Raw genomic sequence first — 13,412 nt, 5'->3', positions numbered from 1 at the left:
ATCGTGAATTGGTCCCGGCTGCGCGCGATTGCCCTCAGCCTGCCGCTGGCGCTGCTGGCAGTGGTGGTGATGGTGTATGTCAACGAGATGGGTTACAAGCGCTCGGTGGAGGCCGTCGAGGCCCTGGGGCGCTCGCACGCCGCGCGCGCGGCCCTGGATCAGGTGCTGCAAGGCATGCTCAACGCCGAGACGGGCCAGCGTGGCTTTTTGCTGACGGGTGACAAAAGTTACCTGCGACCTTACGAGCAGGCCGTCTCTACCATCAATGCCAGCGTACGTACGCTGCAGGAAACCTACACCCGTCAATCGCAGGGACAGAAGGAGCTGGCGCAGCTGCTCCAGCTGATCGAGCGCAAACTGTCGGAAATGGAGCTGACGCTGAAGCTGCGCCACCAGGATGCGGAGGCCGAATCCTGGCGCTTCGTCCTGTCCACCGACGAGGGGCGCGAGGACATGGATGCCATCCGCAGCACCATCACGCGCATGCTGGAGCGCAGCACGCAGCAGATCACGCTCAGCACCGAGGAAATCCAGCATTCCCTGACGCTCTCGCGCATGGGCATTGCCGCCGCAGCCGCGGTGGGCCTGCTGGCTTTCTACCTGTACCTGCGCAACAGCCGGGCGCTGCGCGAATCCGACGTACGCGAACAGCAGGTGCTGGCACGCGAGCGCGACCGGCTGGAGCAGCTGGTGCGTGAGCGCACCGCGTCACTATCCGAGCTGGCTCACCATCTGCAGCAGATTCGCGAGGAGGAGCGCGCCCACCTGGCGCGCGAGCTGCACGACGAGCTGGGCGCCCTGCTCACGGCCGCCAAGCTGGACGTGGCGCGCCTGAAGGCACGCATGGAGCCGGCGGCGCCCGAAAGTGCCGAGCGGCTGCAGCATCTGGTGGACACGCTCAACAGCGGCATCGCGCTCAAGCGGCGCATCATCGAGGACCTGCGTCCCTCTTCGCTGTCCAACCTGGGCCTGACCGCTTCGCTGGAGATCCTGACGCGGGAGTTTTCCGAGCGCAGCGGCATCCCCGTGCATGCGCAGCTGGAGCAGGCACCGCTGTCGGAGTCGGCCCAGCTCACGGTCTACCGGCTGGTGCAGGAAGCGCTGACCAACATCGGCAAATACGCCAGCCCCAGCCAGGTTCTGGTGTCCGTGAACAACTATGAAAGCCATGCCTCCGTGCAGGTGCGCGACGATGGTGCGGGGTTCGATACGGCCGCCGTCGGCGCCGAGTCCCATGGCTTGCGCGGCATGCGCCACCGGGTGGAAACCGAGGGTGGACGGCTCACGGTGAGTTCCGCTCCCGGCGAGGGCACGCTTGTCAGCGCGCTGCTGCCGCACGCTGGTCCGCCTCCTGCTGCCTGACGGCCTGCAGCGCCTTGCCGCGCCGCGGCGGTAGCGTCCTACAAGGCTGCACGACCGCCACTGGCGCCTGCGGCAATTGACCACTCCTACAGTCCAACCACACACCCGATGCACTCAAGCCAAGGGTGCTGGCAAGGACAAACAGGAGGTCTCATGTTGCATTACGCAGTGGTTTTTCTGGTCATCGCACTGGTGGCCGCACTCTTCGGCTTCGGCGGCATCGCGGCAGGTGCCGTGGGCATCGCCAAGGTGCTTTTCTTCGTCTTTGTGATCATGGCCGTGGTGACCTTCATCCTGAGCCTGATGCGCAGAGGCTGACAGCGAAAGCCTGACCGGCCGATACGGTCCACAACCAACAGACAGATAGTTAGGACACATCCATGAGCACACAGAACAACGCCCAGAACAACGTCGAAAGCACCGCGCAGAAGGCTGCTTCCGCTGCCCACGATGCAGCAGACAACGTGACCAGCAGCGCCCGCGAGGCGGTCAACACCACCCGGCGTCTGGCCAATGACGCGCTGGACAAGGCCGAGAGCGGCGTCAAGCGCATGCGCGACGAAGTGGACCCTGCCATTGACGACCTGGCTGCCCGGGCGCAGGAATTTGCCAGCCGCAGTATCAACTACGCCGCCGAAACCAGCGAGCGTGCACGCCGCCAGCTCAACCAGGCGGCCGACGCCACCTGCCGCTATGTTTCCGATCAGCCGGGCCGTTCGATGCTGATGGCGGCCGCTGCTGGTGCCGCCCTGGCCACCGCATTGATCATGACGCGCCGCAGCGACCGCTGAGTCGCCGTTGCAAAGCGGCCCAAAAACCCCTGGCGAGGCAAGAACAATGAACAAACCCCACAAGAGTGACGCAACCAGCAGCCACCCAGCGGCTGCCGGCCAGTACACGCCCTTGAAGCTGGACGAAGACGCGCTGCGCAAGGCGGCCACGGCCAACCTGGATGACGGCGCCGTGACGCCCGGCTACGGCCCATGGCGCGAAGACATCATCAAGCTGCTCAACGATGCGCTGGCTACCGAACTGGTATGTGTGCTGCGCTACAAGCGCCACTACTTCACGGCGCAAGGCATGGAGTCCCCAGCGATTGCTGACGAGCTGCTGGTGCATGCCAACGAAGAGGCAGCCCATGCAGACCTGATTGCCGAGCGCATCGTGCAGCTGGGCGGCTCGCCTGACTTCCGCCCCAGCAGCCTGCAGGAACGCAGCCATGCCGACTATGACGAATCCAGCGATCTGCGCGACATGCTGCATGCCAACCTGGTGGCAGAGCGCATCGCCGTAGAGTCGTATCGGCAGATGGTCGAACTGATCGGCGACAAGGACCCCACTACCCGGCGCATGCTGGAGGGCATCTTGGCCGATGAGGAAGAACACGCCGACGAGATCAGCGACTGGCTGCAGCGCTGAGCGAGACGGCAACCCATAACCAACCCTGTCCGGCCAGCGGAGGGTGCAACAGGCCGAGGCGGATATTCCACGCACCCGTGTTTTTGTTTTTCAACCCGTCAAGGAAATAACCATGAAATACGCACGAGCCATTGCCTTTGCCATGCTGGCAGGCGCCACCATCGTCTCTACTGGCTGCTCTGTGGCACGCCAGCAGCAGTCCGTGGGTGAATACGTGGATGACGCCGGCATCACCACCGCCATCAAGGCCAAGATGGCCGAAGACAAGAACGTGGCCGCCACCTCCATCAGCGTGGAAACGCTCAATGGCACGGTGCAGCTGTCGGGCTTTGCCAAGTCGCAGGCCGAAAAGGAGCGCGCCGAGGCTATCGCCCGCAACACCAAGCACGTCCGCGATGTGCGCAACAGCGTGGTGGTCCGCCCGTAAGGCCTGACCGCTGCAACAAAAAAGCCACCCGTAGCCGGGTGGCTTTTTTGTTTGTGCTGCAAGAGCGCTGCTGCGCCTAGCCGCCGCGCAGCTTGTCCTGCAGCCGCTGCTGCACCTCCAACGAAACGAACTTGTCCACCTCGCCCCCCAGCGAGGCAATCTCGCGCACGAACGTGCTGCTGATGAACTGGTATTTGTCGCTGGGCGTGAGGAACACCGTTTCCACCTCGGGCATCAGGTGGCGGTTCATGCCGGCCAGCTGAAACTCATAGTCGAAGTCGGTCACTGCCCGCAGGCCCCGCACCATGGCCTTGGCCCCGCGCTGGACGATGAAGTCGCGCATCAGGCCGGAAAAACTTTCCACCCGCACCTGGGGAAAGGGCTGCATCGCTTCGCGCACCATGGTCATGCGCTCTTCCAGGGTGAACAGCGTCTTCTTGTGATGGCCGGCTGCCACGGCCACGACGATCTCGTCGAACAGCTGCACGGCGCGGCGCACCACGTCTTCGTGGCCCAGGGTGATGGGATCGAACGTTCCGGGATAGACGGCGATCACGTGTGCCATGGCGGAGTCCTTATTTACTTACGCGGAGAGTGCGGCGAATTATGCGGCCCGGCTGCGGGATTGACAGCAATTTCGCTCTCCGGCGCTTGCCTGGCCAGCGCGGACAGCTATAAAAAGCATAGCGAAAGTCAGGTCACCCGACGCAATAGGTGGGCATGCACCGCGCCTGCGTGCAGATGACGGTGCAGCGCCAGCCCGCTGGCGGCCAGGGCGTCCGGGCCCCAGAGGCTGGGCGCCTCCAGGTAGATGAAACCCTCCGCGGCGATGGCGCGCGCGGCGGCTTCCAGCGCCGGGGCGAAGAACTCGGTCCGTCCGAAAGGCGGATCGAGCAGCACCAGGTGCAGGCTGCCTGGCGACGCGGCGCGCAGCGCGGCCAAGCCGTCGCCGCACTGCACCCGCACGGCCGAGGCGCGCAGGCGCTCGGCGGCCCGGGCCAGTGCCGCGCACAGGCCGGCGTCGTGCTCGACCAGCAGCACGGCCGTGGCCCCGCGCGAGGCCGCCTCCAGCCCCAGGGCGCCCGTGCCGGCAAAGGCGTCCAGGCAATGCCAGCCGGTCAGGTCCTGGCCCAGCCAGTTGAACAGCGTCTCGCGTACGCGGTCGGGCGTGGGGCGCAGCCCGGGCTTGTCGGGCACCGGCAGCTTGGAGCGCTTCCACTGCCCGCCGATGATGCGCACCTCGCCTGGTGGCGGGCCGGGCACGCGCGCAGTGGCGGGGGTTTTCTTGCGTGCGGCGCTCATGGCTTGGCTCCTGGCTGCTGCGCGCCGACGATCACGGTGACCATGCGAGCGGGCTGCAGCTTGCGCTGCATGGCGGCGCGGATGTCGGCCACGGTGATCGCCTCCACGCGGTCGGTCCAGTATTCCAGGTAGTCCAGCGGCAGATCGTTCCAGGCGATGTTGACCACATTGCCCAGCAGCTTGCGGTTGCTGTCGATGCGCAGGGCGAAGCCGCCCACCAGGTTGTCCTTGGCAGCGCGCAGCTCGGCCTCGGTCGGGCCTTCGGCAACGAAGCGCTCCAGCACCTCCCGCGTCAGCTGCACGGCCTGGGCGGCCTGGTCGGGGCGTGTCTGCAGGCCGATGGCGAAGGCGCCGGCGTTCAGCCCGGGGCTGAACTGGCTGTACACGCCGTAGGTCAGGCCGCGCTTTTCGCGCACCTCGTTCGTCAGGCGCGAGGTGAAGCCCCCGCCGCCCAGGATGTGGTTGCCCACCAGCAGCGCCAGGAAGTCCGGGTCGCGCCGCACGAAGCCGGGCTGGCCGATGAGCACGTGCGCCTGGGCCGAGGCGAACGGGATGTCTTCCTGCACCGGCTGTGCCAGCGGTTGCACCTCGGGCACCGGTGGCAGCGGCGCGCAGGCGGCGGCGTCGCCCGCAGGCAGGCGCGACAGCAGGGTCTGCACCAGGCCCTGCGCCTGGGCGCGGGTGACGGCGCCGACGATGGACACGCGGGCGCGGCAGGCCTGCAGGTAGCGCGACTGGTAGGCCTGCAGGTCGGCCACCTCGATGGCCGAGAGGGTCTGCGCGGTGGCGAACTGGCCATAGGGGTGGCTGCCAAAGACGGCCTGGCCGAAGGCCTTGCCAGCCACGGTGCCGGGGCGGGTGTCGGCCTCGCGGATGCTGGCCTGCCAGCGGGCGCGCTCGCGCTGCCAGACGGCGGTGGGCAGGCTGGGCTGGCCCAGCTGGCGCGCGGCCAGGCGGGCAGCGCGCTCCAGCAAGTCGGCCTCGGTCAGCGAGCGCAGCGAAAACGCCAGGCCGTCGCGCTCGGCCCCGGCGTCAAAACTGGCGCCCAGGTCGGCCCAGGCCTCGCCCAGGTCGTTTTCGTCCAGCGCCGGCTCGCTCGCGGCGCCGGCCAGCACGCCCTTGCTGCTCATCAGGGCGAAGGCGCTGGCCAGGCCGGCCTGCGCGGCCGGGTCGCGGCGCGTGCCGGCGTCGAAGTCCACCTGCACATCCACCATGGGAATGGCCGGGCTTTGCACCAGCCAGACGCGCGCGCCGCTGGGCTCGCTCCAGTGCTCGATGGGCAGCAGCGCCCAGGCCGATTGGGTATAAAAAATGGCTCCAGCGCTTACCAGGCAAGCGCGAGCAGCTATTGTTTTGATAGTTTTCAGGAGAGACATGGCAGTGCCCTTGTTCTTCTTTGGTGTCAGTGCAGGCGGCCTTCGGGCGCGGCGGCGTCCGGGGCGGGCTTGCTGGGGCGGGCGGCCATGGGCTGGGGCACCAGGGTGGCGACGGTCAACTGGTCGTCGCCGAAGTAGCGCGCGGCCACGGACTGCACCTCGGCCGGCGTCACGCCGCGCAGCAGCTGCAGCAATCGCTCGTCGGCGTCCAGCGGCAGGCCCTGCACCCAGTTGTGGCCCAGGTCGCTGGCCTGGGACTGCAGCGAGTCGCGGGCGTAGATGGTGCCGGCCGCCCACTGCGTGGTCACGCGCGACAGCTCGGCCGCGCTGATGCCCTCGCGCGCCACGCGCGCCACCTCGGCGCGCAGGGCGGCTTCCACATCCTGCGCGCTCTTGCCGGCGGCGGGCACGCCGCTGAGCAGGAACAGCGACGGCCCGCGCCCGACGACGGAGGCGTCGCTGCCCGCGTTGTCGGCCACGCGGTCGGCGCCTTGCGTCAGCGCGCGCTGCAGCCGCGCGCCGTCATAGCCGCTGAGCACGGCCGACAGCGCCATCAGCGCCAGCGCGTCGCGGTCGGTGGCGGCCAGCTCGCTGACCCGCTGCAGGCCGGGCACGCGAAAGGCCAGGGCCACGTAGGCCTGGTCGGCCGGCGCCTTGAACGCGATGCGGCGCATGCCCTTTTGCTCGGGCTCCTCGCGCGGCTTGCGCGGCGGCACGGCGCGCGCGGGAATGGCGCCGTAGGTCTTTTGCGCCAGGGCCAGCACCTGGGCCGGCTCCACGTCGCCGGCCACCACGATGACGGCGTTGGCGGGCACGTACCAGCGCGCGTAGAACTCGCGCGCGTCGCCCGGCGTCATCGCGTCCAGGTCGCTCATCCAGCCCACCACGGGGCGGCGGTAGGGCGAGGCGATGAAGGTGCTGGCATACAGCTGCTCGATGAGGGAGGCGCGCGGCTGGTCGTCGGTGCGCATGCGGCGCTCCTCCTTGACCACCTCCAGCTCGCGCTTGAACTCCTCGTCCGGCCACTGGTTGTGGGCGAAGCGGTCGGATTCGAGCTGCATCACGTCCTGCAGCCGGCTGGCGGGGATCTGCTGGTAGTAGCCCGTGTAGTCGCGGCTGGTGAAGGCGTTCTCCTGCCCCCCTAAGGCCGCCACGCGGCGCGAGAACTCGCCCGGGGGCAGCGTCTTGGAACCCTTGAACATCATGTGCTCCAGCACGTGGGCCACGCCCGAGGTGCCGTCCACCTCGTCCATGGAGCCCACACGCAGCCACACCATGTGCACCGCGGTAGGCGCGCGCCGGTCCGGCTGCACGATGAGCTGCATGCCGTTCTGCAAGGTGAACTGCTGCGCGCCAGTGGCCTTGGCCGATTCGGACGCCGGCGGATGAACGGGCGCGGGGGACGCGGGCTGCTGGGCCAGGGCGTGCATGCCCGCCAGCAGGGCAAGAAGGGTGAGAGCGCGTTTCATAGAATGGCTGCGATTCTAAGAACCCGCCAATGTTCAGCTTCTTCAAGAAAAAAACACCCGACGACATCCCTGCCGAGGCGCCCCTGCCGCCCGCCCCGGCCGCCGCACCCGTCCCGGCCCCCGCGCCCGCTGCTCTTGCTACGCCCGCCGCACCCGCCGCGCCGGAGAGCGCCGGTGCCATGGCCTGGCTGCGCAAGTCCTTTGGCACCGGCGCCCCCAGCGCCCCGCCGGCCGTGGCCGAGCCCATGGACAAGCCCCTGCCCGCCGGCGCCGCGCGCCAGCACTGGGTGGAGCGGCTGAAGACCGGCCTGAAGAAAACCGGCACCAGCATCACCACCGTCTTCACCGGCACGCAGATCAATGACGCGCTGTACGAGGAGCTGGAAGAGGCCCTGCTGATGGCCGACACCGGCGTGCGCGCCACCCAGCACCTGCTGCAAGACCTCAAGCGCCGGGTGAAGGAGACCAAGACCACCGAGCCCGCCGCCGTCAAGGCGCTGCTGGCCGACGCCCTGGCCGACCTGCTGCGCCCGCTGGAAAAGCCCCTGGTCATCGGCGAGCACACACCCACCGTGGTCATGGTCGCCGGCGTCAACGGCGCGGGCAAGACCACCTCCATCGGCAAGCTCACCCGCCACCTGGCCGACCACGGCCAGAGCGTGCTGCTGGCCGCGGCCGACACCTTCCGCGCCGCCGCGCGCGAGCAGCTGGGCGTGTGGGCCACGCGCAATACGGTGGAGATCGTCAGCCAGGAGGGGGGCGACCCGGCCGCCGTCAGTTTTGACGCCGTGAGCGCCGGGCGCGCCCGCGGCAAGGACGTGGTGCTGGTGGACACCGCCGGCCGCCTGCCCACGCAACTGCACCTGATGCAGGAGCTGCAAAAGATCCGCCGCGTGATCGCCAAGGCCGACGCCGGCGCGCCGCACGAGGTGCTGCTGGTCATCGACGGCAACACCGGCCAGAACGCGCTGGCCCAGGTGCGCGCCTTCGACGATGCGCTCTCGCTCACCGGCCTGATCGTGACCAAGCTGGACGGCACGGCCAAGGGCGGCGTGCTGGCGGCCATCGCGCAGGAGCGGCCGATCCCGGTCTATTTCATCGGCGTGGGCGAGCGCGTGGAAGACCTGGAAACCTTCAGCGCCCGCGAATTCGCCCAGGCGCTGCTGGCCTGACCGGCGGGGGCGGGCTTCAGCCGTCCACCTGATGCGCCACCCACCGGGCGTAGTCGGCTTCGGCCTGCACCGTGTGCGTGAGCAGCTGCGGCACCTCGTAAGGGTGCTGCGCGCGCAGCCAGGCGCGCAAGGCCGGGGCGGCGGCCGCCAGCGTCTTGCAGGCCAGGCGCCACTCGGCATCCTCGCACTGCCCGCCCTGCCAGACGTAGTGCGAGGCGATCGCCTCCACCTGCACGCAGGCCGCCAGGCGCTGCTGCACGGCTGCCGCGGCCAAGCGAGAGGCATCCTGCTGGCTGGGCACGGTGGTGGTCACGATGGCAAGGGCGGCTTCGTCGTCGACCATAGGGCTCTCCTCATCAAATTTGATAGCTGCCCGCGCTTGACCAGCAAGCGTTGAAGGCAAAAATGCACTGAAACAAATGCACTGGAAAGAGGATAGCTCCAGCATGCGCCACCCTCCTACGGCACGACAGGAACTTATGGCCTTAGCACTCTCTCTAACCGAGTGCTAATATGAGATTCAAGTTACATGAAAGGACATCTGCCATGACCCTCCAGGCTGCCCCTTCCGCGAGCTCGCTGGCCACCGCCGGCGCCTGGGCCCTGGTGCCACCGCTGGGCAATCTGGACGCGTACATCACTGCCGCCAACCGCATCCCCCTGCTGACGCAAGAGGAAGAGCAGCGCTACGCGCGCCAGCTGCGCGATGACGGCAACGTGGACGCGGCCGGCCGGCTGGTGCTGTCGCATCTGCGGCTGGTGGTGTCGATCTCGCGCCAGTATCTGGGCTACGGCCTGCCGCACGGCGACCTGATCCAGGAAGGCAACGTGGGCTTGATGAAGGCCGTCAAGCGCTTCGACCCCGACCAGGGCGTGCGCCTGGTGAGCTACGCCATGCACTGGATCAAGGCCGAGATCCATGAGTACATCCTGAAGAACTGGCGCATGGTGAAGGTGGCCACCACCAAGGCGCAGCGCAAGCTGTTCTTCAACCTGCGCTCGATGAAGCAGGGCTTCAAGGCCGATGCGCTGGACACCCATCGCGACACGCTGTCCGAGCAGGAAATCGATCTGATGGCCGAGCAGCTGAACGTCAAGCGCGAGGACGTGATCGAGATGGAGACCCGCCTGTCCGGCGGCGACGTGCTGCTGGACCCTGCGCCCAGCGACGACGGCGAGCACGCCTTCGGCCCCATCGCCTACTTGGCGGACGCCGCGCACGAGCCCACGGCCATGATCGAGTCGCGCCAGCGCGACGAGCTGGCCACCGACGGCATCGCCACCGCGCTGGACAGCCTGGACGCGCGCAGCCGCCGCATCGTGGAGCAGCGCTGGCTGCAGGTGAATGACGATGGCTCGGGCGGCATGACGCTGCACCAGCTGGCGGCCGAATACGGCGTGAGCGCCGAGCGCATCCGCCAGATTGAGGTGGCGGCCATGAAGAAGATGCGCAAGACGCTGGCCGAATACGCCTGACCCCCTGCCCCGCCGGCCCTGCCAAGGGCCGGGCGGATAATTCAAGGCGCGCTGCCCTGCCCGGGCGGCGCGCCTTTTTTCATGCGCGCGGCCCTTGGCAGGGCTGCGCGCCGCATCACTCCAGGAGACTTCCCCCATGACCGCTCGCCGCCCCCTGCTCGCCCTGGCCGCCGCCCTCGCGCTCGCCCCCGCCTGGGGCATCGCCCAGCAGGCCCAGGGCGCTGCCGCGCCTGCCACGCCCGCCACGCCCGGCTGGCCGGCCAAAACGGTGCGCATCATCGTGGGCTTTCCGCCCGGCTCCTCACCCGACCTGACGGCGCGCACCTTTGCCGAGCCGCTGTCGCAGGCCCTGGGCCAGCCGGTCATCGTGGACAACAAGGTCGGCGCGGGCGGCAACATTGGCGCCGATGCGGTGGCCAAGGCGACGGATGGCCACACCATCGGCCTGTTCATCAACGGCAACCTGACGATCGCCCGGTTGATCAACCCGCAGGTGGCCTACGACCCGGCGCGCGACCTGGCGCCGCTGTCGCTGATCGGCGTGTCGCCGCTGGTGCTCACGGCCCCCGTGGGGCAGGATGGCGTGCCTTCCAGCGGCGATGCGCGCGCCTTTCTGGATGCGGCGCGCGCCGCAGGCGATCGCTGGAGCTACGGCACCCCAGGCGTGGGCACAGTAGGCCACCTGGGCACGGAGCTGCTGAAGGCACGCACCGGCATCAACCCGGTGCACATCCCCTACCCCGGCTACCCGCAGGTGGCCACCGCCATGGGCGGCGGGCAGCTGCAGATGGCGCTGCTGCCACCGGCGCTGGCCCTGTCGCAGGAGCGCGCCGGCAAGATCCGCCGCATCGGCGTGACGTCCGCCGGCCGCAGTACGCTGGCGCCCGAAGTGCCCAGCCTGGCCGAGGCCGGCGTACGCGACTTCCAGCTGGAGATCTGGAACGCCTTTGCCGCGCCCGTGGGCCTGCCCGCGCCCGTGCGCGCGCGCCTGTCGGCCGTGCTGGCCGGCATCGCCCGCAGCCCCGACGTGCGCGCCAAGCTGTTCGCCCAGGGCTGGCAGGCCGTGGGCTCGTCCGCCGAAGGGCTGGCCAACCGCATGCAGGCCGACACGGCCGCCATGGGCCGGGTGATCCGCGAGCAGAAGATCACCGCGCAGTAAGCCGGGGCCGTCGGCCGCGCTGCCCCGCCGGGTGACCGAGGTCATTCGGCGGCGCCGGCAGCGGCGGCACGCGGGCGCCCACACGCGCCCCGGGTGTCACCCCACTATCAATTTGATAGCTGCCAGCGCTTGACAGTCAAGGGCCGGAGGCCTTTTTTATATCAAAATCCCGCCACCGCGCCGCCCGCGTGCGCGGCGTGCCCGCCCAGCTGGCAGGCGCGCTGCTGCAGCGGACCGAGCTGCAGCGCAGCACGCTGGTGCGACTGCCCGGCCAAGTGGTACTGCCAGCGCTGCTGGCGACCGCGCGCGAATCGGTGGCGCGTGCCCTGGCGCTGCTGGAGCGCGAGCAGGCGCTGGCGCGCCGCGCCCGCTGGCAGTGCGAGATCGAGCGGGCGCAGCTGTCGGCCTGGGCCAAGGGCGCTCGCACCAAAAGGACGTCGGCGCCAGCAGCGGCCTGACGCGGGACGCTTCAGGCCGGCAGCGCGTGGCCGTGCGCGCCCTGGCCGGCGTGCAGCGCCTGCACGGCCTGGGGCGGCAGGGCCTTGGCGAACAGCCAGCCCTGGTACAGCTCGCAGCCCAGCGCGCGCAGCCAGTGCAGCTGCTCTTCGCGCTCCACCCCTTCGGCCACCACCTTCAGGCACATGGTGTGGGCCAGGGCCAGCACGGCGCGCACCAGGGTGGCGTCGGCCGCGTCGTGCGGCACGTCGTGCAGGAATTCGCGGTCCACCTTGATGTGCGTGACAGGCAGCTCGCGCAGCCAGGCCAGCGAGGACTGGCCGGTGCCGAAGTCGTCCAGCGCCAGCTCCACGCCCAGGGCGCGCAGCGCGCCCAGCACCTGGCGGGCCTGCTGCGGGTCGGCCATGGCCTGGGATTCGGTCACCTCCAGCTCCAGCTGCCCGGGCGGCACGCCGTGCTCGCGCAGGTTGTGCGCCACCTGCTCCACCAGGTCGCTCTGGCGCAGCTGCTGGGCCGACAGGTTCACCGCCACGCGCAGCGCCAGGCCCTGGCCGCGCCAGCGCGCGATCTGCCGGCAGGCCTCAGCCATGACCCAGGCGCCCAGCTCCAGGATGAGGCCGGTGGCCTCGGCCACCGGCACGAAGCGCGCCGGCGCCACGTCGCCCAGCTGCGCGTCATGCCAGCGCAGCAGCGCCTCCACGGCCACCATGCGCCCGCTGGCCACCTCCACCTGCGGCTGGTAGTGCAGCACCAGGCCCTCGCCCGTGGCCAGGGCCAGGCGCAGGCGTTCGTGCACACGGATCTTGTCGGCCACGCGTTCGCCCAGTTCGGGCGCGTAGCAGGCGTGGCGCGCGCGGCCCAGCTGCTTGGCGTGGTACATCGCCATGTCGGCAAAGCGCAACAGCGTTTCGGCGTCGCGCGCGTCATGCGGGAACAGGGCGATACCCAGGCTGGCGCCGAAGTCCAGCTCGAAGCCCTGCAGCCGGCAGGGCAGGCACAGCGCCCTGATCAGCCGCGCGGCGATGCGCTCGGCCTCGGCCTGCGTGCCCACGCCCGGCAGCAGCACGGTGAATTCATCGCCGCCCAGGCGCGCCAGCGTGCCGGCCGCGCCCAGCTCGTCCTGCAGGCGCCGGGCGACCTCGCGCAGCACCAGGTCGCCGGCGGCGTGGCCGTAGCCGTCGTTGATGGCTTTGAAGTCGTCCAGGTCCAGCAGCAGCAGGGCAAAGGGCCGGGCGCTCTGGGGCGTGTGCGCGGCGATGGCCTGTTCCAGGCACTGGCCGAAGTGCCAGCGGTTGGCCAGGCCGGTCAGGGTGTCGTGCGTGGCCTGGTAATGCATGCGCGCCTGCAGCAGGCGCAGCTCGGACATGTCGCGCACGAAGGCCACCACCGTGCCGCCATAGGCGGCCGAGTGGCCCAGCGCCACGTCCACGGGCAGCTGGCTGCCGTCGCGGCGCACCAGCCACAGGTCGGCGCCCTTGCCCATGCTGCGGCGTGTGGGCTGGCCGTGGTAGTGCTGCATGTGCGCCACGTGGGCGCAGCGCAAATGCGCCGGAACCAGCAGCTCCACCGGCTGGCCCACCAGCTGCTCACTGGTGTAGCCGCACAGGCTTTCCATCTGGGCGTTGACCATCTGGATGCGGCCCTGGCTGTCCACGACCAGGATGCCGTCGGGGGCGGCGTCCATGGCGGCGCGCTCCAGCGGCGTGGCCTGCAGGGCCGGGGCGGCCGCGTCAGTCGGCGGCGCAGCTGCGGCCCGGGGGGAACCGCCGGGCGAGGCGGCTGCGGTCAACATGT

The 13,412-nt window shown here is 69.6% G+C and carries 15 protein-coding genes; 9 read left to right on the top strand and 6 right to left on the bottom strand.

What is annotated here, in order from left to right; genetic code table 11:
* Positions 1 to 3 precede the first annotated feature (3 nt).
* From C7H73_RS04875 to C7H73_RS04855, 5 genes are all read left to right on the top strand, one after another.
* Entirely contained in the window at positions 4 to 1,362 is a 1,359-nt protein-coding gene (locus C7H73_RS04875; RefSeq protein ID WP_106845613.1) for a CHASE3 domain-containing protein, read from the top strand.
* Positions 1,363 to 1,515: 153 nt separating this feature from the next.
* The gene (locus C7H73_RS04870) at positions 1,516 to 1,680 is read left to right on the top strand and encodes a DUF1328 domain-containing protein (protein WP_106845612.1); all 165 of its coding nucleotides are present in this window, start codon (positions 1,516 to 1,518) and stop codon (positions 1,678 to 1,680) included.
* A 62-nt stretch (positions 1,681 to 1,742) separates the two neighbouring features.
* Positions 1,743 to 2,153, top strand: coding sequence for a hypothetical protein (locus tag C7H73_RS04865; protein WP_106845611.1), 411 nt, complete (start codon positions 1,743 to 1,745; stop codon positions 2,151 to 2,153).
* A gap of 46 nt (positions 2,154 to 2,199) precedes the next feature.
* A complete protein-coding gene (locus C7H73_RS04860; RefSeq protein ID WP_106845610.1) occupies positions 2,200 to 2,781 on the top strand; it encodes a ferritin-like domain-containing protein in 582 nt (193 codons plus the stop codon).
* Between the two features lie 112 nt (positions 2,782 to 2,893).
* Positions 2,894 to 3,208: a BON domain-containing protein gene (locus C7H73_RS04855; RefSeq protein WP_106845609.1), complete on the top strand. Its 315-nt coding sequence runs from the start codon at positions 2,894 to 2,896 to the stop codon at positions 3,206 to 3,208.
* Positions 3,209 to 3,284: 76 nt separating this feature from the next.
* On the opposite strand, the gene coaD is transcribed toward C7H73_RS04855, so the two are convergent.
* From coaD to C7H73_RS04835, 4 genes are all read right to left on the bottom strand, one after another.
* A complete protein-coding gene (coaD, locus tag C7H73_RS04850; protein ID WP_106845608.1) occupies positions 3,285 to 3,773 on the bottom strand; it encodes a pantetheine-phosphate adenylyltransferase in 489 nt (162 codons plus the stop codon).
* A gap of 128 nt (positions 3,774 to 3,901) precedes the next feature.
* Positions 3,902 to 4,510, bottom strand: coding sequence for a 16S rRNA (guanine(966)-N(2))-methyltransferase RsmD (rsmD, locus tag C7H73_RS04845; RefSeq protein ID WP_106845607.1), 609 nt, complete (start codon positions 4,508 to 4,510; stop codon positions 3,902 to 3,904).
* Entirely contained in the window at positions 4,507 to 5,886 is a 1,380-nt protein-coding gene (locus tag C7H73_RS04840) for a M16 family metallopeptidase (RefSeq protein ID WP_106845606.1), read from the bottom strand. Before C7H73_RS04840 ends, rsmD begins: the two co-directional genes overlap by 4 nt.
* Positions 5,887 to 5,912: 26 nt before the next feature.
* Entirely contained in the window at positions 5,913 to 7,355 is a 1,443-nt protein-coding gene (locus C7H73_RS04835; protein ID WP_106845605.1) for a M16 family metallopeptidase, read from the bottom strand.
* A 29-nt stretch (positions 7,356 to 7,384) separates the two neighbouring features.
* Between C7H73_RS04835 and ftsY the strand changes: the two genes are divergently transcribed.
* Positions 7,385 to 8,527, top strand: coding sequence for a signal recognition particle-docking protein FtsY (gene ftsY / locus C7H73_RS04830; protein ID WP_106845604.1), 1,143 nt, complete (start codon positions 7,385 to 7,387; stop codon positions 8,525 to 8,527).
* A gap of 16 nt (positions 8,528 to 8,543) precedes the next feature.
* Here the strand turns inward: ftsY and cutA are convergent, their stop codons facing one another.
* The gene (gene cutA, locus C7H73_RS04825; protein ID WP_106845603.1) at positions 8,544 to 8,870 is read right to left on the bottom strand and encodes a divalent-cation tolerance protein CutA; all 327 of its coding nucleotides are present in this window, start codon (positions 8,868 to 8,870) and stop codon (positions 8,544 to 8,546) included.
* A 203-nt stretch (positions 8,871 to 9,073) separates the two neighbouring features.
* Between cutA and rpoH the strand changes: the two genes are divergently transcribed.
* From rpoH to C7H73_RS04810, 3 genes are all read left to right on the top strand, one after another.
* Complete coding sequence (rpoH, locus tag C7H73_RS04820; RefSeq protein ID WP_106845602.1) at positions 9,074 to 10,003, top strand: RNA polymerase sigma factor RpoH; 930 nt, start codon at positions 9,074 to 9,076, stop codon at positions 10,001 to 10,003.
* 136 nt (positions 10,004 to 10,139) lie between these two features.
* On the top strand, positions 10,140 to 11,162 hold the full coding sequence (locus tag C7H73_RS04815; RefSeq protein ID WP_106845601.1) for a Bug family tripartite tricarboxylate transporter substrate binding protein: 1,023 nt from the start codon (positions 10,140 to 10,142) through the stop codon (positions 11,160 to 11,162).
* 188 nt (positions 11,163 to 11,350) lie between these two features.
* Entirely contained in the window at positions 11,351 to 11,620 is a 270-nt protein-coding gene (locus C7H73_RS04810; RefSeq protein WP_106845600.1) for a hypothetical protein, read from the top strand.
* Positions 11,621 to 11,631: 11 nt separating this feature from the next.
* Here the strand turns inward: C7H73_RS04810 and C7H73_RS04805 are convergent, their stop codons facing one another.
* Complete coding sequence (locus C7H73_RS04805) at positions 11,632 to 13,410, bottom strand: putative bifunctional diguanylate cyclase/phosphodiesterase (protein ID WP_106845599.1); 1,779 nt, start codon at positions 13,408 to 13,410, stop codon at positions 11,632 to 11,634.
* Positions 13,411 to 13,412 lie beyond the last annotated feature (2 nt).

The sequence above is a fragment of the Pulveribacter suum genome, from assembly GCF_003013695.1.
GTDB classification, from domain to species: Bacteria; Pseudomonadota; Gammaproteobacteria; order Burkholderiales; family Burkholderiaceae_C; genus Melaminivora; species Melaminivora suum.
The sequence above is the reverse complement of the archived record's forward strand: the minus strand, read 5'-3'. Positions and strand labels throughout refer to the sequence as shown.

What these genes read in the sequence shown, in the direction of transcription:
- C7H73_RS04870 (WP_106845612.1), top strand. Translation starts at nt 1,516, where the DNA reads ATGTTGCATTACGCAGTGGTTTTTCTGGTCATCGCACTGGTGGCCGCA.
- C7H73_RS04840 (WP_106845606.1), bottom strand. Translation starts at nt 5,886, where the DNA reads ATGTCTCTCCTGAAAACTATCAAAACAATAGCTGCTCGCGCTTGCCTG.
- rpoH (WP_106845602.1), top strand. Translation starts at nt 9,074, where the DNA reads ATGACCCTCCAGGCTGCCCCTTCCGCGAGCTCGCTGGCCACCGCCGGC.
- rsmD (WP_106845607.1), bottom strand. Translation starts at nt 4,510, where the DNA reads ATGAGCGCCGCACGCAAGAAAACCCCCGCCACTGCGCGCGTGCCCGGC.
- C7H73_RS04865 (WP_106845611.1), top strand. Translation starts at nt 1,743, where the DNA reads ATGAGCACACAGAACAACGCCCAGAACAACGTCGAAAGCACCGCGCAG.
- cutA (WP_106845603.1), bottom strand. Translation starts at nt 8,870, where the DNA reads ATGGTCGACGACGAAGCCGCCCTTGCCATCGTGACCACCACCGTGCCC.
- C7H73_RS04815 (WP_106845601.1), top strand. Translation starts at nt 10,140, where the DNA reads ATGACCGCTCGCCGCCCCCTGCTCGCCCTGGCCGCCGCCCTCGCGCTC.
- C7H73_RS04860 (WP_106845610.1), top strand. Translation starts at nt 2,200, where the DNA reads ATGAACAAACCCCACAAGAGTGACGCAACCAGCAGCCACCCAGCGGCT.
- C7H73_RS04805 (WP_106845599.1), bottom strand. Translation starts at nt 13,410, where the DNA reads ATGTTGACCGCAGCCGCCTCGCCCGGCGGTTCCCCCCGGGCCGCAGCT.
- C7H73_RS04855 (WP_106845609.1), top strand. Translation starts at nt 2,894, where the DNA reads ATGAAATACGCACGAGCCATTGCCTTTGCCATGCTGGCAGGCGCCACC.
- ftsY (WP_106845604.1), top strand. Translation starts at nt 7,385, where the DNA reads ATGTTCAGCTTCTTCAAGAAAAAAACACCCGACGACATCCCTGCCGAG.
- C7H73_RS04835 (WP_106845605.1), bottom strand. Translation starts at nt 7,355, where the DNA reads ATGAAACGCGCTCTCACCCTTCTTGCCCTGCTGGCGGGCATGCACGCC.
- coaD (WP_106845608.1), bottom strand. Translation starts at nt 3,773, where the DNA reads ATGGCACACGTGATCGCCGTCTATCCCGGAACGTTCGATCCCATCACC.